The following is a 24911-nucleotide window of genomic DNA, read 5'->3' as shown; positions in this document are numbered from 1 at the left end:
CTGCGCCATCTTCCGCATGGAACTCGATGACGCACGGACAAACTTCAGTAGCAACGGCCGGCACAGGACCACGAGGATGGTTCGGCAGCAGATGACCAATGCCTCAGGCCCGGAATACGTTGAGTACGACTGCGTCGCGGACGTGGCGGCTGGACACGCAGTGTCGTGCGGGCCGACGGAACACCGATGGCCGCCCGCTGGGCATCGAACCGCGCCTCGACCTCACCGGTCACCGGCGACGGCACCGGCGGATGCTCGCGCCGTTTGCGCTCGATCGTGGCCCAGATGTCACCGCCGGTCTCGGCGAAGCGCTTGGCGACCAGCCGCAGCGTCTCACCCGAGACCTCGACCCGGGCCGGGATTACCTCTTTCGTGTCCACCTCGCCCACCGAGGTGTCCGGCGCGAGCAGCACCCGCGCCCGCAGATCGCTGTGGCCGGCTCGCGGCCGGTCGGCGAGGCACCCGACCCCGTCTCCGCGTAGGTGGTCGTCTTTAGACCTGGTCTCAAAACTCGGCGGGTCGCTAGGTGAACCAACGGGCCGCCCGTGGCTCCGCACCGCCCGCCTGTGGACCCGGCCCGACGGACCGGAGGTCTGTCAGAGAGACTGGGGGCCATTGCCCGCCCTCTCGACCTGGAGCCGTTGATGCCGCAAGGGACCGTCCGTTGGTTCGACGCCGAACGGGGTTTCGGCTTCCTCGCGCCCGAGGACGACTCGCCGGACGTGTTCGTGCACGCCTCCGAGATCGTCGGGGACGGCGGCGCGAAAGTGCTCCGCGAGGGTCAGGCCGTCGTGTTCGAGGTCGGCGAGAACGACCGCGGGCCCCAGGCGCTGCGCGTTCGCGTCACCGCCGATGCGGCCACCGGCAGCGCCGTGGGCCTGCTCGGCACCATCAACTGGTACGAGCCGGGCAAGGGGTACGGCTTCGCGTCGCCAGACGGCGGCGGCGCCGACATCTTCGTGCACAGCTCCGCCATCGTGACCGGCGGCGTGGTCACCGAGGGGCAGCGGGTGGCCTTCCTGATCGTCGAAGGCGAGCGCGGCCCGCAGGCCGGGCACGTGATCCCGCTGGGAGCAGGGGCCGGCTCACCCGCTGCGGCCGGTATCGCGGACGGTGCCGACGGCACGGTGGCCTGGTACGACGAGGACAAGGGCTTCGGCTTCATCAACCCCGACTCCGGCGCCGGGGACGTCTTCGTTCACGCCCGGGCCCTGGCCGAGGGGCTGACGTGGCTCGCGGAGGGCGACCGCGTCGCCTACGAGGTGGCTAGTGGAGACAAGGGCCCGCAGGCCCGCGACGTGCACCTGGTCCGGGGCGCCGAGCCCCAGACGGCGCCGCAGCGGCCGGCACCTGCCGCGGCCGCAGGGCCGGCGGCGCGGGACGTGCCCGTACGAGGCGGCGAGGGCGTCGTCGCGCGCTACGACGGCGACCGCGGCTTCGGCTTCATCACCCCGGACGCAGGCGGCGACGATCTCTTCGCCCACGCGTCCGTGATCATGGGGTCGGAGCCGCTGCAGAAGGGTGACCGGGTCCGGTACGCGGTGCGTCAGAGCGACCGGGGCCCGCAGGCCGACCGCATCGAACGCCTCTGACGAGGCGGCCCCACCGATGGCTGATCACTTCCCGACGAGAGTGCTCGTTCATCCCCGTCGATGGTGCCGTCAGCAACGCGGCTGCAGGCTCCTCCAGGAGATCGATCTCGCTCGTGGTGACGGGGGCCCCGTGCCGACCCGAGGTCTCGCCAGCGGCAGCCGGTGTCGAGCACGAACAAGATCCCCTCTAGCGCGGCACGGTCGTCGATCCGGGGCCGCCCACCCGGACCGCGCGGCGCTGGTCGGGACGGGATCAGGAGTTCGATCAGCTCCCAGAGCCGGTCTTCGACCCACCGCTGCTGCGTCGTCTTCGCCACGACTGCCCACGATCGACGACCAGGACCGGCAGGTTACGCAGTGACACACCCTCAAGTTTTCAGACCAGGTCTTACTGCGTCGAGCTCGGTCGGGCCGGCACAGTTCTGGGACTCCCCCCGTCCGGGCACTTCGAACGGCAGAAAGCCCTGCGGTAAGACGTCTCGACGAGACTGGGGCGGTGAGTACGCGCTCGCTGGGAATATTCGTGCGGCAAAGCTGCCCTGAATACTCTCGTCCGCGCCGCCGCCCAAGACCGCGGCCCGTCAGCTGTGGAAGGTGGTGGGCGGCGACCGCGGGTAGGCAGTCGACGGGGGACGGGGCATGGTGGAGCGGACGACGTGTTGCGTCGTGGGAGGTGGCCCGGCGGGCATGGTGCTGGGGCTGTTGCTCGCGAGGGCCGGAGTGGAGGTCACGGTGCCGGAGAAGCGCGTCACCGGGTACTCAGCCCACGGGGAACGTGGTGCCGATGCCCATGCCGGTGATCCACTCGGGAACCGGTTCGTAGCTGGTCCACGCGAGCGGCACTCCGGCGGCGACCTGGCCGATCAGCCAGCAACGAACCTCGTGGCCGCCGCGGCCGGCGAGGGCTTCGAGCTTGTCGTGCCCGAGGTCGGCCACCGCTTCGGCGTCGTCCGCGGACAGGCGGTCGAGGAACCAGTTGTCCCACTCGGTGTTCACGCGGGCGGCGGGGTCGCCGCCCATCGCGCGGACCCGGGGTTCGCGGGCCGCCGCGAAGGCGCGGACGTCCGCGCGGCCGTGGATCAGGGCCTCCCGGCGCTTGCCCGCGACCTCGCGGGGGTCGTTGGAGGGCAGCCAGTGCGACAGGCCGCCGCTCGCCGCCACCAGGACGCGGCCGGGTGAGTCGGCCGTGCGCAGGGCCGTGCCCAGCGCGTGTCCCAGTGCGACACACCGACGTAGCGAGGGCAACGGCGGCGCCGCGGTGTTCACGACCAGGGGCACCATCGGTAGCGTGGTGCCGCCGGTGAGCATCTCGTAGGTCTGCACGATGCCGTGGTCGACGGTGAGCGAGTACGACAGCGAAACGTCGAAACCGGCACTGGTCAGTCCGTTGTGGACGGACCAGGCGAGCGGGCCCGCGACCGGCAACGAGCCTTCGGTGCTGCCGAAGTCGCCGAACCCCACCGCGTGTTCGATCCCGAGGACGAACGGGGGCATCACGTCGTAGAAGTTGCCGTGGAAGTGGTCGGGCCCGATTACGACGATCGCGTCCGGGGCGAGGGTCTCCACCGTTCGGCGGGCCCGCGAAGCGTCGGTGAGGAACTTCGCGCCCGGGCCGCCCTGGGCGGGTGGCGGCAGCAGGGTCGCGAAGGGGCTGTGGGACATCCCGGCGAACCCGGCGATCTCGGCCATCAGGACGGATCCTTCCCGGTCAGCAACCAGGTCCGGTGGACCTCGAGGAACTCGCCGACCTTCTCCCACTGCGGCCAGTGGCCGGCGTCGTCGATGACGTGCAGGCGCACGTCGGGCAGCCAGTCGAGCAGCAGCTCGGCTTCGTCGAGACCGCCGGTGGGATCGTGACTGGTCCACAGAAGCAACGTCGGCGCAGTCACGCGCGACACCCACGACGGATCCCACGCGAAGTCTTTGCGCACCTTGGGGTCCTGCAGCACCAGCGTATTGGTGATCGCCTTGACGAACTCGGGCCGGGAGTAGACCCGGCGGCGCAGGTTCACCAGCTCGTCAGTGACCATTTCCTTGTGGTGAAAGAGGAACTCGACACGGCGGCGGACGGTCTCGTCGCTGGGGTCGAGCACCGCGGCCATGGTGCTTTCGCGCATCCGGGCCATCACCTCGGGCTTGTCGGCGATGTTACCGGGCGTGTTGAGCACGAGCCGCTGGACGCGGTCAGGTTGGTGCGCGGCGGTCCAGGCGACCACCCAGCCGCCGAGCGACTCGCCGGACAGGTGCGCGCGCTCGATGCCGAGAGTGTCCAAAAGGGACACCAGGTGGGCCGAAAGGACGTCGACCGTGTACGGCCGGTCCGGCAGGTCCGACCAGCCGTGCCCGACCATGTCGTAGGCCGTGACGCGGAAGTCGCGGGCGAGGCCGGCCAGGTCGCGGGCGTAGGCCTCGAGGTGCCCACCGGTGCCGTGCAGCAGGACCAGGTCCGGTCCGGTGCCCGCCTGCAGGATGCGGGTTCGCACCGGTTGGCCGTCCAGAGACACGTCGACGTAGCGCAGGGTGTGTTCGAGCTCGCCCAGCTCGCCCCAGATGCCGATGTGGTCGGTACGTCCGGTGGTCGTCACTGGTCCTCCCGGTGGCCGGCGCGGGCTTCGGCGATGCTCGTCAGGCCCGCGCTCTGGCGGCGGCCGAGCCCGAACAGGCCCAGCAGCCGCGAGTTCTCGATGGTCAGGAACTCGACCGGGTGCTCGGCCGAGTCGTTGTAGTGGCGATGCCACGTCCAAGGCGGGGTGTAGACGAACGAACCGGTCGTCCACTCGACGGTTTCGTCTTCGATCTCGCTGTGGCCGTCGCCGGTCAGGACGAAGTGGACGGTTTCGTGGTGGTGTCGCTGCATGTCCGAGCTCTGCCCGGCCGGGATGACCTGGCGGAAGAGCTCGAACGTCGTGGTCGGCAGCTTCCCGGCGATCCGCAGCGACGTCGGGTTGGGGACGGCGCCGGGCGGGATCTCCTCGAGTTCGCCGTCGTGGACGACGAGCGGCCGCTGTCCGCCCGGGCGGACGGCGTGGCCGATGCTCGCGAGGAAGCCGGTCATGGTGAAGCCGGGTCCGGACGTGGTCATCGAACACCTCTCGCTCATGCCGGGCATTCCGTGCGGCCGCCGTCGACCGTCAGCACGGTCCCGTTGACGTACCCCGCTTCCGGGGACGCGAGGAACGCCACCGCGGCCGCCACCTCGCGGGGCGCCGCGGCCCGCCCGGCGGGGATGGCGGCGAGGTCCTCGGCCAGCGCCGTCGCGACGTCGACGCCGGCCGCGCCGGCCCGGCTGCGCACCACTTCGAGGCGCCGCTCGGTGAGCGTGGCACCGACAGCGACGCAGTTGACGGTGACACCCCGGTCGGCGTAGGTCAGGGCGGCCAGCTTCGCCGCCGACGTCGTCGCCGAGCGCAGCACGGTCGATGCGGCGAGGTCCGGCTGCGGCTGGCGCACCGCGGTCGAGCTGATCACGACGACGCGGCCGAAGCCGTGCTCGGCCATCGCCGGAAGTGCGGCGCGCATCAGCGCGAGCGGGCCGAGGACCAGCAGGTCGAGGTCGTGGTGCCACTGCTCGGCCGGAACGTCGAAAACGGTGCCCGGCGCGGGACCGCCGGCGTTGGCCACGACGACGTCCAGGGAACCGTGCCGCTCGCGCACGCGGCCCACGGCATCGGCCGCCGCGGCCGGGTCGGCGAGGTCGCAGGCGACGTAGTCGGCACCGGGGCCGAGCGCGAGCGCCGTGTCGGAGAGGGTGGTCTCTGTTCGGCCGGCGAGGACCACCCGGTGGCCGCTGCCGTGCAGCGCGGCCGCGCAGGCCGAGCCGATGCCGCCGGCACCGCCGCCGACGAGGGCGACGCGGCGGCGGTTCGCGAAGGACTGGTTGGTCTCCATGATGTGTCCTACATTCGGCCCATGACCTCCGGCGACCAAGGATGAGTCCCACTGCCCGGGACCGGAACGACGCATCCGGCGCGCTCGAACGGGCCGCCGCGCTGCTGGACGCGTTCGACGTGACGCACCGCGAGCTCACCCTCGCCCGGCTCGTCGAACGCTCGGGCCTGCCGCGCTCGACCGTGCACCGCACCGCGGCCCGGATGATCGAGCTGGGCTGGCTGGACAAGCCGGGGGAGAAGTACCGGATCGGCACGCGCCTGTTCGAGCTGTCCGGCCTGGTACCGGTCCGCCACGAGCTGCGCGAAGCCGTGCTGCCGTACCTGCAGGACCTGTACGCCGCGGCCAAGACCACCGTGCAGCTCGGCGTGCTCGAAGGCACGCGCGTGCTGGTCGTCGAGAAGATCAGCGGGCACCGCCAGCTGCCGATGCTGGACCAGGTGGGCGGCTTCATCCCGGCGCACTGCTCCGGGCTGGGGCGCGCGATCCTCGCCTGGTCGAACGCGGAAACGGTCGGCGCCGTGGTGGCGGCCGGGCTCGCTCGGCGGACCCCCCGCACGATCACCACCGCCGACGCGCTGGACCGCGAGCTCGCCGTCGTCCACGAGCGCGGCTGGGCCTACGACCGCGAAGAGGGCAACCCCGGCATCAGCTGCGTCGCGGCACCGATCTTCGACTTCACTGGCAACGTCACGGCCGCCCTGTCGGTCACCGGGCCCACCGCCGCCGTGCAGCCCGACCGGATCGGGCCGGCGGTGCGGATGGCGGCCGCGGCGGCGAGCCGCGCCTACTCCGCCCGGCGCTGGGCGATGCCTCGCCCGGAGCTGCCGTCCCACTGACCAGGACTCGCGGTTGGCCGCCGCCTGCCACTGTTCCACGCTGTGGCGCACGCCGCCCGGGCACCCGGCACGGCTGCCTCGACGAGGAGGACCAGGCATGCGCGTCGCGATCATCGGGGCCGGGCTCGCCGGGCTGACCACGGCCAAGGTGCTGTTGCAGGCCGGCCACGACGTCGAGGTCTTCGACAGGGCGCCAGAGGTCGGCGGGGTGTGGAGCCGGACCCGGCGCTACCCCGGGCTGACCACCCAGAGCCCGAAGGCGCAGTACTCCTTTTCGGACTTCCCGATGCCGCGTGAGTTCCCGGAGTGGCCGACGGGTGCGCAGATCCAGGAGTACCTGGCGGCTTACGCCGACGAGTTCGGCGTCACGCCGCACCTGCGCCTCGGCACCGAAGTGACGTCGGTGGTGCCGGACGGCGGCCGGTGGGTGGTGACCACCACGGCGCAGGGGGCCGCGGGGTTCGACCGGGTCGTCCTCGCGAACGGTGTGTTCTGCGAACCGGCACTCCCGGACTACCCCGGTCGCGCGGAGTTCGAGGCGGCCGGCGGGCGGCTGCTGGCCGGCTCGGACTTCCACGACGTCGAAGACGCGCGCGGCGAGCACGTGCTCGTGGTCGGCTACGGCAAGTCCGCCTGTGACGTGACCGTGGCGATCAGCGGTGTCGCGGCGAGCACCGACGTCATCGCCCGGCAGCTGCTGTGGAAGGTGCCGCGCAAGATCGCCGGCTTCCTCAACTTCAAGATGCTGCTGCTGACCCGGCTGGGCGAGGCGCTGTTCCGCTACCGATGGCTCCGCGGCTTCGAGAAGTTCCTGCACGGCCCGGGAAACCGGCTGCGGCGGGCGATGCTCAACTCCGTCGGGTCGGTGTCGGTCCGGCAGTTCGGCCTCGCCCGGCATGACCTGGTGCCGCGCGGGCGGATGGAGGACATCGTCAAGAACGCGATCGGCCTGGCCACCGAGGGGTTCTTCGAAGGCGTGGCCGACGGCTCGATCCGCGTTCACCGCGACCAGGTGATCACCCGGCTGTTCGCCGACGGCGACCGCCCGCACGCCGAACTGGCCGACGGCAGTGTGCTGCCCGCGGGCCTCGTCGTCTGCGCGACCGGCTTCACCCAAGGCGTGCCGTTCCTGCCCGTGCCGATCCAGGAGCGGCTGTTCGACGAACGCGGGAACTTCCTGCTGTACCGGCAGATCCAGCCGATCGGCGTGCCGGGGCTGTACTTCAACGGTTACAACTCGTCGTTCTTCAGCCCGCTGAACGCGGAGATGGCGGCGCTGTGGATCGCGGCTGACCTCGGCGGCGCGCTGACCCTGCCGGACGAGACGGCCCGCCGCGAGGACGTCGTCGCCCAGCTCGCCTTCCTGGACGTCGCGACGGGCGCGCACCACTGTCGTGGCACGAAGATCATCCCGTTCTCCATCCACAACGTCGACGAAGTGCTCGGCGACCTCGGCGTCCAGCTCGGGCGGTTCACCCGCTTCACGCACTGGCTGAACCCGGTCGCGCCGGCGGCGTACCGCTCGTTGACGCCGCAGGTGCTTGCCCGCCTGGAGAACATCCCCGAGTCCGCGAAAGCCCCGCTGTAGAAAGGAGTCCACCATGGACAACGCGACCGGCGTGCTCCACCCCGGCGACGGAACGGACCTCGGCGCGATCGGGCTGGGCATCCACGCCCGGCTCACCGGCGCCGACACCCACGGCGCGTATTCCCTGTTCGAATACGTTGTCCCGCCTGGCCTCGGCGGCCCGCCGACCCACATCCACAGCCGCGAGGACGAGCTGTTCACCTGCGTCCAGGGCCGCGTCGAGGTCGAGCTCGCCGGCGTACGCCACATCCTCGGCCAGGGCGACTCGCTGCTGATGCCGCGCGGGGTGCCGCACGTGTTCCGCAACCCGTTCGGCGAGGAAACCCGCATCATCGCGGTGGTTTCCCCGCCGGGACTGGAGAACTACTACCAGGAGCTGTCACAGCTGCCGCCCGGGCGCGACCTGAAGCTGGTGACGGCCGTGATGACCCGGTACGGCTTGGCGCTGCAGAAGTGAACCACGAGCGGATGGTGCGCGAGATGTGCGCGGCGGTCGACGCGGGTGAGGCCGAAGCGTTCGCCGCGTGGTTCGCCGACGACGCCACTTACGTGTTCGCCAACAACGAGCCGCTGATCGGCCGCGCCGCGATCACCGCGGCGACCGCCGGCGCGACCGCGGCCCTGCCGTGGGTCCGCCACACCGTCGACCAGATCGCGCCGGTGGGGGAGGACCAGCTGTTCTGCCGCTTCACGATCGAAACGGAGTCCCCGGCGGGCAAGCCGCTGGTCCTGCCGTGCGTGACCGTCATCCGGCTCGCGGACGAGAAGGTCGTCGACTACCGCGTCCACACGGACCTCACGCCGGCGCTGGATCGGTCAGGTAGTGCCGGATGACCGGCGTGATCCAGGCTTCCAGTTCCGCGCGTGACATGTCCGCCAAGGGCGGCACCTTCAGCACGTAGCGCGAGAGGGCCAGGCCGAGGATCTGTGAGCCGAGAAGCGCGGCGCGCTCGGCGGCGTGGTCGGCCACGACGGCGGCCACGGCCGGGGCGACCTGGCCGGTGAACAGCTCCAGCATCTTCTCCGCCGCCGCCTCGCTCGTCGTCGCCGCCCGCAGCAGTGAGAGGAACCCGGCGTCGCCCTCCCAGACGCCGAAGAACCGCGGCATCAGGACGTGCCCGAGTTCCCCGGCGCTCACCCCGACGAGGTCGGGCAGGTCCAGGTCGAACTCCGCGGCCGCCGCGAAGAGGCCTTCCTTGGTGCCGAAATAACGGATGACCATCGCCGGATCGACGCCGACGTCCGCCGCGACGTCGCGCAGCCGCACCCGGTCGAAACCGTGGGTACCGAAGCGGTTTCGGGCCGCCTCGAGGATCGCGGCGCGGGTGGCGGGGGCGGAGCGGCGGCGAGTCCCGGGCATGGCCCCAGCATAAGTCACCGGCGATTGACTTGTAGTCCCGACCCGCTTATCGTCTAAGTCATCAGCCGTTGACTTAGGAGGTTCGGCGTGGACACCGTGGATGTCGTCGTGGTCGGGGGCGGCCCCACCGGCTGCATGCTCGCCGGGGAAGTGGCCCGGGCCGGTCGCTCCGTCTTGGTCGTCGAGAAGCACGCCGAGGCGTCACCGCTCAGCCGGGCGTTCGGCACGCATGCCCGGACCCTCGAGGTCCTGGATTCGCGTGGGCTCGCCGACGAGCTGGTCGCCACCGGCACCCGGGCGGGCAGCCTGAGCCTGTGGAAGAGCGCGGGGCTCGACCTCACCCGGCTGCCGTCGAAGTTCCCGTTCCTCCTGGTCACGCCGCAGCGCAAGGTCGACGCGCTGCTGGAGAAGTACGCCCGGAACCAGGGCGCGCAGATCGTCCGCGGGACCGCGGTCACGGACCTGGAGCCGCAGGACGAGGGTGTCGTCGTCCGCGCCGGTGCGCTGGCGTGGAAAGCGTCCTATGTGGTCGCCGCCGACGGCGCGCACAGCACCGTGCGGCGGCTGACCGGCACGGAGTTCCCGGGGCGGGTGCTGCTGAAGTCGATCGTGCTCGCCGACGCGTACCTCGCCGAACCGCCGGACACCGTGATCACCGTGGACGCCATCAAGGACAGCTTCGCGTTCCTCGCGCCCTTCGGCGACGGCTGGTTCCGCGTCATCGCCTGGGACCGGCGGCACGAGAACGATCCAGCGTTCCGCGCCGAGCCGGAGCTGGTCCGTGACGTCCTGAAGCGGACCATGGGCACCGACTACGGCATGGGCGAGACCCGGTGGATTTCCCGGTTCCGCAGTGACGAACGCCAGATCGGGACGTACCGCTCGGGGCGCGTGTTCTTCGCCGGCGACGCCGCGCACGTCCATTCGCCCGCGGGCGGGCAGGGCATGAACACGGGCATCCAGGACGCGGCCAACCTGGGCTGGAAGCTGGCCGCCGTCCTCGATGGCGCGGACCCCGCGATCCTCGACACCTACCAGGCGGAACGGCACCCGGTCGGCAAGCTGGTGCTCCGCTCGAGCGGAGCCACGATCCGCATGATGACGCTGCGGTCGTGGCCGATGCGGCTGCTTCGCAACCACGCGATCGGTGCGCTGCTGCGCAGTGGCCGGTTTTCCCGCAAAGCCGCCGGCATGTTCACCGGCACCGGGATCCGCTACCGTCGCACGTCGTCCGAGCACCCGCTGGTCGGCACCCGCGCGGGCGAGATCCCGCTGCGGGAGGGACGGTTGCCCGAAGCGCTGCTCCGCGGCGGGTTCGTGCTCGTCGCGGACCAGGACACCGTGACCGCGCCGGTGCCGGTGGTGCGCCGCACCGACGACGGGCCGGGGCTGCTGGTGCGTCCTGACGGCTACGTCGCTTGGGCCGGTGCTGTCGAGTCCGGTGACTGGGCCGCGGTCCTCGGCCGCTGGACCGCGCCCGCCCGCGAACGGAGGGCTCGCTGATGCAGGTCGTCGTCATCCGCTTCACCGTGCGCGAGGAGTGGGCCGGCCGGTGGCTCGACCTGGTCGGCGAGTTCACCCGCGCGACGCGGGCCGAGGACGGCAATCTCTGGTTCTGGTGGGCGCGCAGCGTCGACGAACCGAACGTCTTCTTCCTCTTGGAGGGCCACCACGAGGACAGCGTCGAGGAACACCTGAAGTCGCCGCTGATCCCGAAGATCCAACGCGAGTGGCCGGTCGCCCTCGTCGAGACACCGCAGGTGCTCATGACGAGAATGCCCGGGAACCACTGGCAGGAACTCGCTTTCCTGCCGGTGCCCGTCCGATGAGCGCGCGAAGCGGAGTGCGGAAGAGGCAGCGGGAAATGGGACAGGCCTGGGGTTTCGGTGGGTACGGCCGACCGGGGTGCAGGAGTTCTTCGGGCGTCTCGACCCGCGGCAGGTGGCCGGACCGGGGGAGCACGGTGAACTTCGCCGTCGGGATGGCCGCGGCAGAGGCCTGCCCGTACTCGGTGCTGACGATCCCGTCGCTCTCGCCCAGATGACGTGGACGGGCAGGTGGCCGAGCGTGCGGAGCCGGTCCGGCAGGGTCGGGTCGGACATGGCCGGGCCGGTGTAGGACAGCAGCGCCCGGATGTCCGGGCCCGGCCCGGTCGCCGGCGCCTTGCTGGGGTTGTGGAAGGAAAAGCTTGCGCAAGCCGACGGGCGCGAGACCGGCGACGCTGGTCACCGGGCGGCCCTCGACCTCGATCCCGATGCCGTCGACGATCACCACGCCGCTGACGCGCGGGCTGCCCGGCAGTGCGATCTCGGCCGGCCGGCCGCCGAGCGAGTTGCCGATCACGGTGACGTCGCCGAGGCCGAGTTCGTCGAGCAGGCCGACGTAGGCCGCCGCGAGCGCGCGTGTCGAGTCCACGCCCGGCAGCCGCGGGGTGCCTGCGAAGACTGTCGCCGGGACACCGCCGCCGTGCCGGAGGAGGAAAGCACGGGCGCGGTCGCGGCCTTCGACGGTGGACCTACTCCGAAATGATTCGGAGCCCGCCCCTGCTGCGACCCGATCGTTGCGCGGATGGCCTCCCCGCGGGTGTCCACCTTCCGATTCCGCCAGCGCTCCTCCGGACCTCTCTACCGTTCTTGCGGGGCTGGCCGGGAATTGACCCGTTCGGCGCCGAGGAACGGCCGCCTGGGAGGTCGCCGAACCGGCAAAAGTGCCTGTGACAAAGCCCTACTTTGGTGTCTCGCGACCTCGAAACTACCTGGTCAACGCCTCTGGTTCACGGGTTTCTGGTCCCGGCCGCGTGGCAGTCTCGTGGTGCCGCCCCCCGTTACTGTCGGTTTCGCGGGGCCCCATTCAGGGGGCGAGCCCCGTTCACAGTGGGAGGGACCACCGATGCGAAACCGATGGAAGACTCTTGTGCCAGGCGCACTCGTGCTCGCCGGAGCGGCGAGCGGGATCTGCTGGACCGTGGCCCCGGCGAGCGCCGGTGCAGCGACGAACTCGGTCCCGGCCGGCTGCACCACGAGCCGCACCAGCGACGGCAAATGGATCGGCGTTTCGTGCGACGTCGGCCGCTACTACGTCTACGGATCTGCCTGCAACGAGCGCGCCTGCACCTCGGTCGGCGGCCCGGTCGTCAGCGCGCCGGCCACGTCGTGGGCCTACGCGGGCAGCGGCTACTTCAACGGGCCGATCAGGGCCATATTCGTTTGAGCCAGGGGGTAGCTGTGAAGATCGTCCGGAAAATCGCCGCTCCGTTCGTCGCCGCCGCGTTCGCCACTGGGAGGTGCTCGACACGTCCCGGGCACCCGAGTTCATCCCGGTGGTGAACTTCCCGATTCGGACCACTGACGGCATCCACGTCTGCTGACGGGCCTGTGGTGGGTGCGGTTCCCGCACCCACCACAGGCACCGGCTGTGACCCCGCACGGGACGCGTCGGGCTGGCCGCCAATCCGGCGGTTGGCGGAGACCGTCGCGGTCTGTGCTGACCTGCCGGCAGCTGCCCGGGACCAAAGGCTGCCGGTCATCTGCTCCCGATCGACCGGCATCGGCGGGATGGTTCGTCGGTGTGGATGGCGAGGATGTCGCCGTTGCCGGAGGCGGCGACGCCCAGGTGATGCTCGGCCAGGCAGAGCCCGAATCGGTCTTCGACGAAGACGCGGGCAGGCTCGGCCTTGGTCTTCGGTGCGGTAGTGCCAGGCGTGGCCGCGTTCGACGGTGAATCCGATGCGGACGTTGGTGTTGAGCCACGTGCAGGTTTTCCTTCGACACGCCGATCGCCCTTTCGCTGTAGCGCGAGCCGCTGCCGGGGGCGACGGGCTCGCGGATGGACGGCCAGGGCGCACCAGGCCAAGCGCCGGCGGTGCACACGCCCGGAGCTGCAGAACGAGCCCACGGCGCGGAGTGGCGGCCGCACACCGCCGGCGTTGGCCTGGTTCCCTCGGCCCGGTCACACCGGCCGCCGGCCGGGCGAGGTTGTCCATCCAGCTGGCTACCCAAGACTTGGGCAGCCAGCTGGGTCGGTCCCGGCCGCCGCCGTTTCTAGGGTTTCGGTATGAGATCACATACCCCTTCTCCTTCGCGCCGCGTCATGGCAGTGGCTGCGGTCGCCGTCGGGCTGGCGGTCACCTCGTTCGGTTCGGCGCAGGCCTCGGCCTCCGGCGCGGCCGGCTCCGGCCTCCAGTGGGGCCCCTGCCCGACCGGTGCGCCGGCTCCTCAGGAATGCACAACACTGCGGGTGCCGCTCGACTACCGCTCGCCGCACGGGCGCACCATCTCGGTCGAGGTGTCGCGGATTCGCGCGACCGACCCGGCGAAGCGCAAAGGCGTCCTGATGGTCAACGGTGGCGGGCCCAGCGCCAGCCTGGACGTCCCGACCGCGTTCGGCAGCCTGCTGCCCGCCGATGTGCGCGCCGCCTACGACCTGGTCTCTTTCGACCCGCGCGGCGCCGGCTACAGCACCCCGGTGAACTGTGGCCGCGGCGCCGTCGAGCTGGTCCGCGACCTGCAGTACACGATCCTTTCCTTCCCGGCCGGGAACGGCTCGATCGCCCCCGACGTGGCGTTCGGCAAGCGGATGGCCCGGCAGTGTGCGGCGAACTCGGGTGATCTGCTGCCGTACATCTCCACCGCGAACGTCGCCCGCGACATGGACGGCATCCGACGGGCGCTCGGTGAGCGCACGGTCTCCTACTACGGCATCTCCTGGGGTACGCACCTGGGCTCGACCTACCGGGCGCTGTTCCCGCAGACCGTCGACCGGATGGTGATCGACAGCTCGGTGGACCCGGACAAGCAGGGCTACGACGACTTCCGGGCGTTCAGCTTCGCGATGGAGGACCGCTGGCCCGACCTGGCCGAGTTCGGCGTCGACAACGCCGGCACCGTGCATCTCGGCACGACCGCGCGGCAGGTCCGGGAGAACTACCTGGCGCTGGCCGGCGAGCTCGACCGTCATCCGGTCCGGCTGGCCGAGACGAAGGCCCCGATCAACGGCAACTTCCTGCGGTTGTTCACCTGGCAGCTGTCCTACAACGACGCCGCCCTGCTCCCGGCCGCCGGCGCGCCGGTGCCGCCGATGGCGCAGCTGTGGCAGTCGGCCGGTGACGCCGCCGCGGGTCGCGCCACCTCGGCCGACCGGGCGTTCCTGGCCGGGATGGCCAACGACCTGGTCGCACACGGCACGCTCGCGAACGTCCCGCAGGACAACCTGTTCTCGATCGGCTGGGCGTTCAGCTGCGGCGACCAGGCGTGGCCGCGGGACGTCGAGACGTACGCCCGCAATGTCGCGGCCGACCGGGTCGCGTACCCGTTGACCGCCGGCGCTCCGGCCAACTTCGCGCCGTGCTCGGCATGGGCGGTGCAGCCGGTCGAGCGGGCACCGCAAGTGAAGCCGATCGGCCGGCGCAACGTGCTGATCCTGCAGAACGACCGCGACCCGTCCACTCCGCTGCGCGGCGCCCAGGGCATGCGCCGAGCGATGGGCTCGGACGCGGTGCTGGTCACCGTCGACGCGGGCGGCCACGGTGTGCTGATCCACCCGAAGCCGAACGCGTGCGCGATCGGCGCCCTGGACGCGTACTTCGGTGCCGGCAAGCTGCCGGCCGCCGATGTGGCCTGCTCCTGACAACATCAGCCGGCCCGGCCTGGGTTTCCGGGCCGAGCCGGATCTTTCCACCCGATTGGATGGCCCGTACCTCGTCGAGGTCGGCTTGGTAGGCGGATGTCTCGGCGAACCACCGGAACATTGCTCGCGCGTCCTCGCTGCCGCCGAGCACGGCCAGTGGCAGAGCTTCGTACCGCGCCGGCAGGCCGGCGTGCTCGCCGAACGCGGCCGCCATCTGGCTGCCGGTCCGTGCGTCGCCTGCGACCTCGATCGCGCCGTGGGGCGTCTTGGCGTGCTCCAGCAGCAGCGCGGCGGCGATCTCGCCGATGTCGCGGACGGCGATGAGCTGCAGTGGGACGTGGTCAGGGAGCGGAAGCCGTCGCCGCGTCGACGAGAGCAACGCCCTGACTCGTCTCGCCCTCGATGTCGGCCGGAGCGCGGCCAGCCGGCGTGGTCATGAAGAACAATGCGTCGACCTCGCGCAGCGCGGCAACCAGCGACGCGGCATCGTCGATGTCGATTCGTGCGAGCTCGACACCTCGGCCGGCCAGCGCACGCGCCCGATCGGACCCGGGGTTCCGAACCAGAGCCCGTACCGATGCCCCTCGTGACAGCAGCGCGTCGACGACCGCCCCGCCTTGTTGCCCGGTCGAGCCGAAGACGGCGATCGTGCCGGTTGGCTGTGCGCTCACAGCGCCTTCTTTCTCAAGCAAAGATTCCCGGTGAAACTCGTGGTTGGGCTGCACCTCTGATCAGTGGGGCAGCAGTTCGCCGAGGATTGGAAGGAGTTTCTGCCCGGCGTCCGACGCCCGGTTGCGGGCGAGCTCAGTCAGGGTCATGGTCGTGGATGTGATGAGGGCGCCGGCCTTTTCCATGCGGCGCAAGGCGGCATCGTCGGCGAGTTCGGTGATGGAGCCCCCGGCGTCGGCAACGGCCTGGACCTGGTAGCCCTCGTCGAGAGCGGAGAGGGTCGGGTAGACCGTGCAGACGTCGTTGGTGACACCTGCGATGATGAGATTGCGGCGGCCAGTGTCCTTGACCGCAGCAGCGAATGCCGGGTCCTCCCAGGCGTTGACCACGCCCATACGCCGGATCCGGTTTTGGTGCTGCTTGGCGGCGATCGTCTCGAATTCAGGCTGCAGCAGGCCTTGGAAGTGATCTTCCCGGGATGACGTGAGGATCAGTGGCAGGTCCAGGGCGACCGCCGCCTTGGCCGGGGCGAAGGCGGCGGCCTTGACATTGTCGATCGCGTCCGAGCGGATCCACGACATGGTACCGACCTGGTGGTCGATCAGCAGGATCGCGGAGTCCTGCGGAGAGAACAGCTGTAGGGGCATGACGGCTCCAAGGTGATCACCGACGCCGTCCGCGATGAGCAGGTCGCGATCAACCTGACCGGTGTCGGCGCGAGGGCGGCCGGATCGTCAACCTGTCGTCCGGCCTTGCCAGCAAGACCTTCGCAGCCGGCATGTCCGGCTACGCGGCGACCAAGGCTGCGGTCACGGCATACCTACCCCCGCCGCGGCAGCCCCTTGACATGAAGGGGAGCCATGAGAGCTCGTATCAGTCCCACCAACCGCAGGTCAGGCGTATCCGCGCTTGAGCATCATGCCGGCGGCTTTGTCGAATTCGGCGTCGGTCGGGATGGCGAAGCCCAGCGCGTTGGCGTAGCGGGTCACGATGTTGAACACGGCGGCGACCGCGGCCGCGTCATCGAGCTGTCGCCGGGTGACCCCCGCCCCCAGTGCCGCTCGGACTTGCTCGCCATCCAGTTCATCGGGGCGCAAAGTCATGGTCTCCAGAACAGCCAGTGTGGCGCGCAGGGTCTCCGGAATCGGCGCGGTGCGGTAGTCGGCGAGGGCCGCGTCGGCCACGACCTTGTCCATGCCGTGTACGGCGATGGCCCGGTGCGCCCCGACGCAGAAGGGGCACGAGTTCCACTTCGCGACCATCGCGGCCATCAGTTCCCGCTCCGCGACGGACCATTCGCTCGGCCCTCGCATCGCACCTTGCGTCCACGCGCCGAGCGCTGTGCCGACGAAGCCCTTGTGGTAGAAGGCAACCCGGGCCGCGTCCGGGAGGCGCGCGCCCAGCGCCAAGGAGATGACGCGGATCAGCATTTTGGTGCGTAGTCCGTCACCGCGTTCGACTTCAGGCAGGCGCATCGGTCGCCTCCGCGATCACTCGGGCGGCGGCGTCCCACCGGGCCAGGCCCGCGCCGATGCAGGCGGACATGACGATCTCGAAGGCGGCCTTGTCGCTGCCTGCCGTCTGTCGGACGGCGTCGACCTCGGCATCGGTCACCTGGTAGGAGGCGTCACCGATCTGCCGGGCCAGATCGTCGTACGGCTCGGCAAGAGGCGACCCGCCCGCCGCACGGGCCGCCACCGCGGTCCGCAACGCCGCCTCGGTGATTCCGGTGGCGCCGGCCATCGCCGCGCGCAACGTTTCCGCGCGACGGCGGTGCGCGTCGTCGGTTCCTGTGCTCATGCGTCCTCTCCGCTGCGGTCGGGATCGGGTCCGGTGTGGACGGTATCCGCTTCAGGCGCGTGCGGCATCCCGTTGCGTCGCGTCGCGGAACCGGTCGAGGTAGAGCGGCCATCCTGAGCCCTCGCCGAGGCTGGTGAAGCTCTCCCAGCCTGCGCCGTGCCGGTCGAGATACCGGTGTTCCAGCGCAACCCGGGCGCGCTCGGGCACGGTCCGCTCGATCGGAACCGCGAGGAGGTTGTGCTCGCGGGGCTTGACCTCGTCGAACCGCTCGGTGAACATGCGGAAGGCGTTCTCCTGGGGAACATCGACGACGATGTCGGCCTGAACTGAGGTCGCGGCTTGTGAAGTGCTGCTCATGGGTGTGGTGTCCTTTCGGTGAGTCGTCGGTTGACTCACCAGAGGACGAACGGCCGCCCGGCTTCTCGACAACTCATCACCTCAGGTTTTCGGTTTTTCGAGGGCGCGGAGGCGAGCGGCGAGGTAGCGCTGGTCGGCGGGGTTGGTGGCGAGGTCGTGAGCGCGCCGGTACGCCGCGACCGCGTCGTCAGTGCGGCCGAGGCGGCGCAGGAGGTCGGCGCGGGCGGCGTGCAGCAGGTGGTAGCCGTCGAGGCCCTCGATCCGGTCGATCAAGGCCAGCCCCTCGGCCGGGGTGGTCGCCATGGCGACCGCCACGGCGTGGTTGAGCGCGACCACCGGCGACGGCGTCACCGCGAGCAGCTGCTCGTACAGCGCGGCGATCCCGGGCCAGTTCGTCTCGTCGGCCGTCGGTGCCTGGGCGTGCAGGACCGCGATGGTCGCCTGCAGCACGTAGGGCCCGGGCGTCCCGAATCGCAGGGCCCGGTCCAGTAGCCCGACGGCTTCGGTGATCTCGGCGTGGTCCCAGCGTGACCGGTCTTGGTCTTCGAGCAGGACCAGGTCTCCGGCCGTGGTGTGGCGGGCGGCTGAGCGCGAGTGGTGGACCAGCAGCAGCGCGACCAGGGCGAGGGCTTCCGGTTCGTCGGGCATGAGGGTGGCGACGAGCTGGGCGAGGCGGATCGCCTCCTGCTGCAGCTCGCGGTACTCGGGCTGGCCGCCGCCGGCGGTGTAGCCGCGGGTGAAGATCAGGTAGATCACGGCGAGGACGGCGGAGAGTCGCTCGGGCAGGAGGTGGTCGGCGGGGACGTCGAGGCTGATTCCCGCGTCGCGGATCTTGCGTTTGGCGCGCACGAGCCGCTGGGCCAGGGCCGGCTCGGCGATCAGGAACGTTCGGGCGATCTGTCCGGCGGTCAGCCCGGCCACGGCCTGCAGGGTGAGGGCGATACGAGCTTCCTCGGCCAAGGCGGGATGGCAGCAGGTGAAGATCAGGCTGAGCCGCTCGTCACCGACGCTGAGCAGGCGCTCTTCGTCGAACGTCATGGTCGCCGCCTCCGGCTGTTGGGCGAGCTGGGCGAGCTTGTCCCGGCCGGTGCGGGCGCGTCGGAGCCGGTCGATCGCGGTGTTGCGGGCCGCGGTCAGCAGCCAGGCCACCGGGTCGTCCGGTGGCCGGTCGTCCCATTTGCGCAGGGCGAGCGCGCACGCGTCCTGCAGCGCGTCCTCGGCGAGTTCGAAGTCGCCCAGCAGGCGGACCAGGGCGGCGAGCATCTTCGTGCGGTGCTCGCGGTAGACCTCCGACAGGACGGGCGCGGCCGTCATGTGCCCGTCGACGGGCGGTGGTCGAGGTTCGGGACTCCGGCGATCGGACGGACTTCGATCGTGCCGTCGGCGGCCATCGGGCAGAGCGCGGCCAGCTCGAGGGCTTCGTCGAGGTTGCGGCAGTCGAGGACGTAGGTGCCGCCGAGGTGCTCGTGGGTCTCGGGGAACGGGCCGTCGGTGATCAGCGTCATGCCGTCGCGGACGCTGACGGTCGTGGCGGTGTGCTCGCCTTGGAGTGGGTGGCCGGAGACGAAGGCGCCGCGTCGGCGGCATTCCTCGGCGAACGCGTTGACCCGGGCCAACGCATCGGGAAAGGCCGGGTCGCCCGGTTCGGGACGATCGCAGTTGTAGATCAGCAGCATGTACTGCACGTGTCCTCCAGCTCAGTGGCTCGGGGTGCGTCGAAGAGGATGACGAACGGATCGGCCGCAACTCGACAGTACTTTCGGGAGACTTTTGCCCAGCGGTGGCGACCAGGGGGGCGGCTCTCCGCCAGCGGCGGCGATGATGCGCGTCGGTGGACCGCGGACGGCAGACGGGCCGGCATGTGTCGGGCCAGCTTGGGTTTGGTCGCGACCTCGACCTCCTCGCCGATTCCAGCCTCCGCGCAGCGCTCGCGATCGCCGGTCCAGGGCGTGGGGAAGGTAGAGCTCGCGGTCGATCAACGCCCGCCCCCGGGCTGAGACGTAGGCCAGGAACACGCCGAGTTGGCAGTTCTCGATCCGACCGGCGGTGCAGGAGTACTGCCGTTAAACGCCGGCGGATTTGGTGCCCTTCTTGAGGAATCCGGTCTCGTCGGTGACCATGACCCCGGCGGGATGGGTGATGTGGTCCAGGACGTAGCCGCGCAGGTCGTCCCGGACCCCCGTCGGCGTCACAGCGGTAAAAGTTCAGCAGGCGCTGCATGCCGTCCGAGGTCAGGTCACCGGCCCGTTCGGCGATCGTCCGCGATGGCCTCTGGTAGGGCCGTGAGGTCCTGCTCCATGTCGGGCACACCCAAGTCGATCACGCGTCGGTTGTCTCCGTGAACACGACTCGCCGATGACCATCACACTGTGCGGCTGCAATATTAAGCGGTTCGAGGGCGTCTCTTGGCAGTACGTAGTGACAGGCGCCGGTAGGGTCCGACACCCTCTTGACCGGCGGAGATTCACAAACCGCAACGACAGCTTCGGTGGCAACTGGCAACATTGGTGCGGCATTCAGCTTAAAATGCGGCTGACATCCCGATCGGCACACGTTTGCGAGTACCGTGCGCTCATGGATCCGAGACACGCGTTACAACCGCTGTTGATGGAAGCGAAACCACTGGCAAATCTTCCCATAGACCAGAGTAAATGGGTAGACATCGCGACGAGACTCAAGGTCGTGTTGCCGGCGGCGGAGTACAATCCCGGCTATCTGTGCATCGCCTATTACGGCTACCAACAGAAGCCACATATCTTCAGCTATGCCGGAGACTACCGGCTACCCGCGGAGAAGCGGCCGGAATTCGACCGACTAGGCGTCGACACTGTCGCCTTCCTCAAGAAGTTCATGGACGCGCGGGGGCAGTGGAGTTACATCGAGAGCCAGGACTGGTACAAGAACCATGAATACGTGATCGCGATCGAGGTGAACTACTACGGCAATCGATCTGGCAAGGCGTACACAATGTCCCCGATGTTCCACAAGGACACCGGCGGCAACAATCTCTTCGTCAACCTGATCTTCGACAACAAAAAGGCCATCGAGGCGACCGAGTGGTTCGTCGACGTCCAGGAGCCGAGCGGCAAGAGGGCGGAATGGCAGAAGACGCTCCTGCCCGAGGCGCACCTGAAAGACCTCGCCGCCCTGCGCCGGCAACTGCTAGAGAGTGGTGAATACGCGATACCCAAGGTGAACGGTGGCGTACTCGAAGGCGAAAACATCTACGTGTCCTGGGTGGACGACCTCGTGTGGCACGCGACGCCATCGTTGAACGAGCGCATCGCCTACACCGCGGACGCCGCTATCGAGGCATACCCATTGATCTCCATTGGCCTCAAGGAGGGCAAGACTTTCCCTCAAGGCCCGGTCCACATCCATCCGGTCGAACTCTTGGCAACAATAGCCGACGAGCCGAATAGCCAACTGGCCAAGTGGTTGACAACGAAGCACAAACGCATCCAAGACCTCGACTTCGAGTTGGCCAGAACCGCCTGGTTTGCGTTGTACGAGACAAATGAGCCCAATTTCTCCGGGGACGTGAAGCTGCGCGGCGAAAAGCCATGGCACATGGTCGGCGACGTCGCCCAGTCGATCTCCTACGACGCACGCCTGGACAAGCCCGACGCCAAAGCCCCGACCATCGAGGAAACTCCCGCCGGCCTGTCGATGGTCAGAAGAGCCAACAGCCTGGACAAGGCCAGGCTGAAGGAGGTGGTCGAGGCCAACAAGGAGATTCCCCGCTCGTTCATCCGCACCTGGGTCCGAGTGATCCCGAGGACCGCCGAGGAGCTGAAGACCAACAACGTCGTCCTCAAGTAGCCCTGCCTACCGGCGGACCCGGGCGTCGACGATGACCGGGTTCTCGACCTCGAACTCGCCGCCGAGCTGACTGGACAGGCGACCGCCGCGTTCGACAGGTGCCAGGCCGAGCAGGCGATCCGCATCTGCGGGCTAAGAGCGTGTCCCACTTGGGGAGTTTCTTGTGGCAGGTGGTGGTGGCGGGGGTGAGGAAGGCGGGGTAGTGGCTGGGTTTGCGTTCGTAGCGGATGGTCAGTCGCCGGTAGCCGGTCAGCCAGGCCATGGTTCGTTCGATCACTCACCGGTGTTCGCCGAGCTTCTCGGCGGATTCGATGCCTTTGCGCGTGATGCGGGGAATGATCCCGCGCCGGCGGAGCCAGTGGCGCAACGCGGGGATGTCGTAGGCCTTGTCCGCGTGCAGCTTGACCGGTTTCCGGCGCCGGGGCCCGCGGCGGGACCGGATCGCCGGCAGCGCGTTGACCAAGGGCTTGAGCGCGTGGCTGGCGTGGGTGTTGGCCGCGGAGATACCGACGGTCAGGGGCAGGCCGGTGCGGTCGGACAGGACGTGGATCTTCGAGCCGGGTTTGCCGCGATCGACCGGGCTCGGACCGGTCAGTCCGCCCCCCTTTTGGCCCGGACGGATGCTCCGTCCAGGACCGCCCGCGACCGGTGGCATGCCGCGAGTGGATGATCGGGTGGTGTTCACCGCGATCGTGTTCGTGCTGACCAGCGGCTGTGCCTGGCGGCATCTGCCGCCTGGCTTCGGGGTCGCCGTGCCGACAGCACATCGCCGGTTCACCGAATGGACCGAGGCGGGGCTGTGGCGACAGTTGCACGATGAGGTCCTCGACGAACTGGGTGGCCAAGGCATGATCGACGGCCCGCCGCTCGGCGCGGGGCAGCGCGGCGACCGCGTCCAGAACCGCACGTAACCTGCGGTCCGCGTCGACCTGGCCGGCCACGTCCTCGGCGTGGTCACGCACGACGCCACCCCGTGGCAGGCACGACAAGGCACTCGCGAACCGGCCCAGCCTGCGCTGTTCACGGCGGGCCAGGTTGCTGGTCACGGTGTACAGCCACGGCCGCGCACTGTCATTCACCAACGTCACGTCACCGAGACGCCGCCACGCCGTCAGGAACACCGAGGAGGTCAGGTCTTCGGCCACCGACCACGACCCGGTCAGCCGGTAGGCGTAGTTCCACACTGCACCGGCATGTCGGCCGAACAACTCCCCGAACGCTGCGGTGCTGCCCTGGGCAGCCTGTTCCCACAACGCCCGGTCACTGCCGGCGGGAGAGGGCTCTGCGTCCGTGCTGCAGCCGGGCCGCGTCCATCGCCCCCGCTCCTGATCTGCAATTGTCGTCACACCACCATGTCCCCGCCGGCCTCCACAGCGTTGCGTCATGGGTTCCGTGTCCGGCGTGATGGCCCTGCCGCCCACTCCACCAGTGTCGCGCTTCCGCAGGTCAAGCCGGCAATCTCGGCTGGGAAGCGCTGCAAGATGCGACTGGCGGTGACTGATCCTCAGCCGTAAGGTCTGAGGTCGCCGCTGGTGAGGAGTGGGTGAAGCAGCCCGATGAGCCGTCATCAGCGAACCGACGGGATGTCGGCTCGTAGATAATCAGCGCGCGGTGGTTTGTGGGTCGAAGGGCCCGCGGTCAGCGGCGCAGACTGTGCGCTCCGGAGGCAGGGTCAGGCTGACCAGGTAGCCGTCGAGCCAAGTGTCCACGCAGTGGCTTCGGCCGTCGTAGGCGACACCGTGCCCGGCGGTGTCCACAGTGAGCAGACGAGCCCGGCCGAGCAGATGGCTGGTGGAGACGGCGTCCTCGTACGGTGTCGCGGGGTCGCCGAGCCGGTTTCCCACGAGCAGCACCGGGTTGGCGGTCGGCCGGTTCCACGGGCCGGTGTACCGGTCGGGGTCGGTCACCGGCCAGCTCGCGCACGGCAACGAGCGGTAGACCCAAGCCGAGGCGAAGCCTGGCGCGGCCGGCTCGGCCAGTCGGGCGTAGCGGCCGACCGCCTGCGGATCGCGAGGGTTGTCGGAGTCCGTGCAGGCGACGGCGTTGAACCAGGTATTGAACGCATTTTGCGGCTCGTCCTGCTGCGCGGTCGTGGCGCTGGTCTCGTCGGCGTGGGAGAACCGTGGCGGAGCCGGCACCGGGACGTGCGCGGGTGTGGGCGTGGCCGGGTGCTGGGCGGCGAGGTACACCATCTGCAGGTAAGGGGTCAGATCTGCGGCGGCGTCCGGGTTGTAGAGCCCGGACAGCATCCGGTTGACCAGGTCTTGGTAGGTGATCTGGTCTGTCTCGCCGCCGGGATCAGTGAGGGTGACCGGTCCTCGATGCACGGTGGCCAGCAGATCGTCGTACTTGCGGTGCAAGCTCTGCTCTGTGGCGCCGGGCTCGCCGAACTTGCATTGCGGGTGGGCCGCGCATTCGCGTAGCACGGTGTTCAGCGCAGTCTGGGCACCGAGGTACGAGCCGATCCGGTAGGTGTAGGGCTCGCTGCGCTGCCCCGGCAGCCGGCCGGTGGTCCACTCCTCGGGTTGCAGCACGCCGTCGAGCACCACGGCCCGCACCCGCTGGGGGAACAGGTTGGCGTACACCTCACCCAGGTGTGTTCCATAGGACGTGCCGACGTAGTTCAGCTGCTGGTCGCCGACGGCGCGGCGCAGCAGGTCCAGGTCCCTGGCCACGTTCGCGGTGGACATGTGCCCCAGCAGCGGCCCGGCGTGCTGCGCGCAGCGCGCGGTGACGTCGCCGACCCGCCGGATCGCCGTGGCCTCGTCGGCTTCGGTGACCGGGAAGACCGGGCTCAGCGTCGCGTCGTCGGCCGGGTCATCGGAACAGGTGACCGGGGTGGAGTCATGGGTGCCGCGCGGGTCGAACCCGATGATGTCGAAGCGGGCGCTCACCACCGGCTGCAGCCGCGGCGGGATCCGGCCGCCGCTGCCGGGACCGCCGGGGTTGGTGAACACGGTGCCGATCTTGTGCTGCGGGTCCGTAGCGGGCCGTTTGGCCAGCGCCAGGGAGATCTGCGGACCGGCCGGGTCCTGGTAGGACAGTGGCACCCGGGCGGTGGCGCAGTCGTAGTTCAGTGGCCCGTTTTCGCCCTGGCAAGGAGCCCAGTCGAGTACGGGTGTGGCGGCGCTGTCGGAGTCCGGGCCGGCCGGTGGCGTCACAGCGCCCGCCCCTGTGGCCAGGGCCGCCGAGATTGCCAAGGTCACGGTGCCCAGCGTGAGGCCACGCCGGAGGGTGCGGTGTCGTGCTCTCATCCGGGTTTTCTCCTGGTGGCGCGGTGTCGTGGCGGTTTGACCGGCACCCGGACGAAGCCGGGAGCCACGCGAGCACACTAGAGCGGGAATTCAGAAATCCGGAACGGCCGGAAAGCC

Annotated in this window: 26 protein-coding genes and 6 pseudogenes; 12 read left to right on the top strand and 20 right to left on the bottom strand. The window is 69.9% G+C overall.

Annotated elements, in window-relative coordinates; all coding sequences use genetic code 11:
* Nucleotides 1-44: 44 nt before the first annotated feature.
* On the bottom strand, nt 45-413 hold the full coding sequence (locus ISP_RS29165) for a hypothetical protein (RefSeq protein WP_014467320.1): 369 nt from the start codon (nt 411-413) through the stop codon (nt 45-47).
* 231 nt (nt 414-644) lie between these two features.
* Here ISP_RS29165 and ISP_RS48345 point away from each other — a divergent pair, with 231 nt between their 5' ends.
* Nucleotides 645-1592, top strand: coding sequence for a cold-shock protein (locus ISP_RS48345; RefSeq protein WP_013227516.1), 948 nt, complete (start codon nt 645-647; stop codon nt 1590-1592).
* Here ISP_RS48345 and ISP_RS29145 read toward each other — a convergent pair.
* The gene (locus ISP_RS29145; protein ID WP_080582931.1) at nt 1547-1909 is read right to left on the bottom strand and encodes a transposase; all 363 of its coding nucleotides are present in this window, start codon (nt 1907-1909) and stop codon (nt 1547-1549) included. The two genes, ISP_RS48345 and ISP_RS29145, sit on opposite strands and share 46 nt — an antisense overlap.
* A gap of 322 nt (nt 1910-2231) precedes the next feature.
* Between ISP_RS29145 and ISP_RS29140 the strand changes: the two are divergent.
* Nucleotides 2232-2336, top strand: a pseudogene (locus ISP_RS29140) (FAD-dependent monooxygenase); the annotation flags it as partial.
* Nucleotides 2337-2351: 15 nt separating this feature from the next.
* Here ISP_RS29140 and ISP_RS29135 read toward each other — a convergent pair.
* The 4 genes from ISP_RS29135 to ISP_RS29120 are packed head-to-tail and all read right to left on the bottom strand — an operon-like array spanning nt 2352 to nt 5480.
* The gene (locus ISP_RS29135) at nt 2352-3281 is read right to left on the bottom strand and encodes a DODA-type extradiol aromatic ring-opening family dioxygenase (protein WP_013227515.1); all 930 of its coding nucleotides are present in this window, start codon (nt 3279-3281) and stop codon (nt 2352-2354) included.
* Nucleotides 3281-4177, bottom strand: a complete 897-nt coding sequence (locus ISP_RS29130; protein WP_013227514.1) for an alpha/beta fold hydrolase — start codon at nt 4175-4177, stop codon at nt 3281-3283. Before ISP_RS29130 ends, ISP_RS29135 begins: the two co-directional genes overlap by 1 nt.
* Nucleotides 4174-4674, bottom strand: coding sequence for a cupin domain-containing protein (locus ISP_RS29125; protein WP_013227513.1), 501 nt, complete (start codon nt 4672-4674; stop codon nt 4174-4176). The genes ISP_RS29130 and ISP_RS29125 overlap by 4 nt, the downstream gene beginning before the upstream one ends.
* Before the next feature lie 14 nt (nt 4675-4688).
* Nucleotides 4689-5480 carry an SDR family oxidoreductase gene (locus ISP_RS29120; protein ID WP_013227512.1) on the bottom strand — a complete coding sequence of 264 codons (792 nt, stop codon included), beginning with the start codon at nt 5478-5480 and terminating at the stop codon, nt 4689-4691.
* A gap of 41 nt (nt 5481-5521) precedes the next feature.
* Here ISP_RS29120 and ISP_RS29115 point away from each other — a divergent pair, with 41 nt between their 5' ends.
* The 4 genes from ISP_RS29115 (at nt 5522) to ISP_RS29100 (ending at nt 8741) form a co-directional block, all read left to right on the top strand.
* Nucleotides 5522-6319, top strand: coding sequence for an IclR family transcriptional regulator (locus ISP_RS29115; RefSeq protein WP_013227511.1), 798 nt, complete (start codon nt 5522-5524; stop codon nt 6317-6319).
* A 97-nt stretch (nt 6320-6416) separates the two neighbouring features.
* The gene (locus ISP_RS29110) at nt 6417-7907 is read left to right on the top strand and encodes a flavin-containing monooxygenase (protein WP_013227510.1); all 1491 of its coding nucleotides are present in this window, start codon (nt 6417-6419) and stop codon (nt 7905-7907) included.
* A 13-nt stretch (nt 7908-7920) separates the two neighbouring features.
* On the top strand, nt 7921-8364 hold the full coding sequence (locus ISP_RS29105) for a cupin domain-containing protein (protein ID WP_013227509.1): 444 nt from the start codon (nt 7921-7923) through the stop codon (nt 8362-8364).
* On the top strand, nt 8361-8741 hold the full coding sequence (locus ISP_RS29100; RefSeq protein ID WP_013227508.1) for an SgcJ/EcaC family oxidoreductase: 381 nt from the start codon (nt 8361-8363) through the stop codon (nt 8739-8741). The genes ISP_RS29105 and ISP_RS29100 overlap by 4 nt, the downstream gene beginning before the upstream one ends.
* Here the strand turns inward: ISP_RS29100 and ISP_RS29095 are convergent.
* Entirely contained in the window at nt 8704-9267 is a 564-nt protein-coding gene (locus tag ISP_RS29095; protein ID WP_013227507.1) for a TetR/AcrR family transcriptional regulator, read from the bottom strand. The two genes, ISP_RS29100 and ISP_RS29095, sit on opposite strands and share 38 nt — an antisense overlap.
* 87 nt (nt 9268-9354) lie before the next feature.
* Between ISP_RS29095 and ISP_RS29090 the strand changes: the two genes are divergently transcribed.
* Together ISP_RS29090 and ISP_RS29085 are read left to right on the top strand one after the other, a co-directional pair.
* Complete coding sequence (locus ISP_RS29090) at nt 9355-10770, top strand: FAD-dependent monooxygenase (RefSeq protein WP_013227506.1); 1416 nt, start codon at nt 9355-9357, stop codon at nt 10768-10770.
* Nucleotides 10770-11096, top strand: coding sequence for a putative quinol monooxygenase (locus ISP_RS29085; RefSeq protein ID WP_013227505.1), 327 nt, complete (start codon nt 10770-10772; stop codon nt 11094-11096). Before ISP_RS29090 ends, ISP_RS29085 begins: the two co-directional genes overlap by 1 nt.
* Here the strand turns inward: ISP_RS29085 and ISP_RS48340 are convergent.
* Entirely contained in the window at nt 11032-11682 is a 651-nt protein-coding gene (locus ISP_RS48340; protein WP_378250863.1) for an alpha/beta fold hydrolase, read from the bottom strand. The genes ISP_RS29085 and ISP_RS48340 overlap by 65 nt on opposite strands.
* A gap of 498 nt (nt 11683-12180) precedes the next feature.
* On the opposite strand from ISP_RS48340, the gene ISP_RS29075 reads away from it, so the two are divergent.
* Nucleotides 12181-12477: a hypothetical protein gene (locus ISP_RS29075; protein ID WP_013227504.1), complete on the top strand. Its 297-nt coding sequence runs from the start codon at nt 12181-12183 to the stop codon at nt 12475-12477.
* An 879-nt stretch (nt 12478-13356) separates the two neighbouring features.
* Nucleotides 13357-14892, top strand: a complete 1536-nt coding sequence (locus ISP_RS29070; RefSeq protein WP_230468421.1) for an alpha/beta hydrolase — start codon at nt 13357-13359, stop codon at nt 14890-14892.
* A 121-nt stretch (nt 14893-15013) separates the two neighbouring features.
* Here the strand turns inward: ISP_RS29070 and ISP_RS48500 are convergent.
* The 9 genes and pseudogenes from ISP_RS48500 to ISP_RS29030 form a co-directional block, all read right to left on the bottom strand.
* Nucleotides 15014-15271: pseudogene (locus tag ISP_RS48500) on the bottom strand (NmrA family NAD(P)-binding protein); the annotation flags it as partial.
* Complete coding sequence (locus tag ISP_RS29065; RefSeq protein ID WP_013227502.1) at nt 15234-15563, bottom strand: NmrA family NAD(P)-binding protein; 330 nt, start codon at nt 15561-15563, stop codon at nt 15234-15236. The pseudogene ISP_RS48500 and the gene ISP_RS29065, both read right to left, overlap by 38 nt.
* 60 nt (nt 15564-15623) lie before the next feature.
* Complete coding sequence (locus ISP_RS29060; protein WP_013227501.1) at nt 15624-16208, bottom strand: isochorismatase family protein; 585 nt, start codon at nt 16206-16208, stop codon at nt 15624-15626.
* A 246-nt stretch (nt 16209-16454) separates the two neighbouring features.
* Nucleotides 16455-17036 carry a carboxymuconolactone decarboxylase family protein gene (locus ISP_RS29055; RefSeq protein ID WP_014467317.1) on the bottom strand — a complete coding sequence of 194 codons (582 nt, stop codon included), beginning with the start codon at nt 17034-17036 and terminating at the stop codon, nt 16455-16457.
* Complete coding sequence (locus tag ISP_RS29050) at nt 17023-17361, bottom strand: hypothetical protein (protein WP_013227499.1); 339 nt, start codon at nt 17359-17361, stop codon at nt 17023-17025. The genes ISP_RS29055 and ISP_RS29050 overlap by 14 nt, the downstream gene beginning before the upstream one ends.
* Before the next feature lie 51 nt (nt 17362-17412).
* The gene (locus tag ISP_RS29045; RefSeq protein ID WP_176742139.1) at nt 17413-17718 is read right to left on the bottom strand and encodes an SRPBCC family protein; all 306 of its coding nucleotides are present in this window, start codon (nt 17716-17718) and stop codon (nt 17413-17415) included.
* An 81-nt stretch (nt 17719-17799) separates the two neighbouring features.
* The gene (locus tag ISP_RS29040) at nt 17800-19032 is read right to left on the bottom strand and encodes an RNA polymerase sigma factor (protein ID WP_013227497.1); all 1233 of its coding nucleotides are present in this window, start codon (nt 19030-19032) and stop codon (nt 17800-17802) included.
* Nucleotides 19029-19394: a YciI family protein gene (locus ISP_RS29035; protein ID WP_431306504.1), complete on the bottom strand. Its 366-nt coding sequence runs from the start codon at nt 19392-19394 to the stop codon at nt 19029-19031. Before ISP_RS29035 ends, ISP_RS29040 begins: the two co-directional genes overlap by 4 nt.
* A 173-nt stretch (nt 19395-19567) precedes the next feature.
* Nucleotides 19568-19977: pseudogene (locus ISP_RS29030) on the bottom strand (IS701 family transposase); the annotation flags it as partial.
* A 315-nt stretch (nt 19978-20292) separates the two neighbouring features.
* On the opposite strand from ISP_RS29030, the gene ISP_RS29025 reads away from it, so the two are divergent.
* Complete coding sequence (locus ISP_RS29025) at nt 20293-21540, top strand: hypothetical protein (protein ID WP_230468420.1); 1248 nt, start codon at nt 20293-20295, stop codon at nt 21538-21540.
* Between the two features lie 154 nt (nt 21541-21694).
* On the opposite strand, the pseudogene ISP_RS29020 reads toward ISP_RS29025, so the two are convergent.
* Nucleotides 21695-22185, bottom strand: a pseudogene (locus tag ISP_RS29020) (IS5 family transposase); the annotation flags it as partial.
* On the opposite strand from ISP_RS29020, the pseudogene ISP_RS29015 reads away from it, so the two are divergent.
* Nucleotides 22179-22397: pseudogene (locus tag ISP_RS29015) on the top strand (transposase); the annotation flags it as partial. The pseudogenes ISP_RS29020 and ISP_RS29015 sit on opposite strands and share 7 nt — an antisense overlap.
* Before the next feature lie 156 nt (nt 22398-22553).
* On the opposite strand, the pseudogene ISP_RS29010 reads toward ISP_RS29015, so the two are convergent.
* Nucleotides 22554-22925: pseudogene (locus ISP_RS29010) on the bottom strand (RNA polymerase sigma factor); the annotation flags it as partial.
* 216 nt (nt 22926-23141) lie between these two features.
* Entirely contained in the window at nt 23142-24746 is a 1605-nt protein-coding gene (locus tag ISP_RS29005) for an alpha/beta hydrolase (protein WP_230468419.1), read from the bottom strand.
* Nucleotides 24747-24911 lie beyond the last annotated feature (165 nt).

It is taken from the genome of Amycolatopsis mediterranei (genome assembly GCF_026017845.1).
Taxonomy (GTDB): Bacteria; Actinomycetota; Actinomycetes; order Mycobacteriales; family Pseudonocardiaceae; genus Amycolatopsis; species Amycolatopsis mediterranei.
The sequence above is the reverse complement of the archived record's forward strand: the minus strand, read 5'-3'. Positions and strand labels throughout refer to the sequence as shown.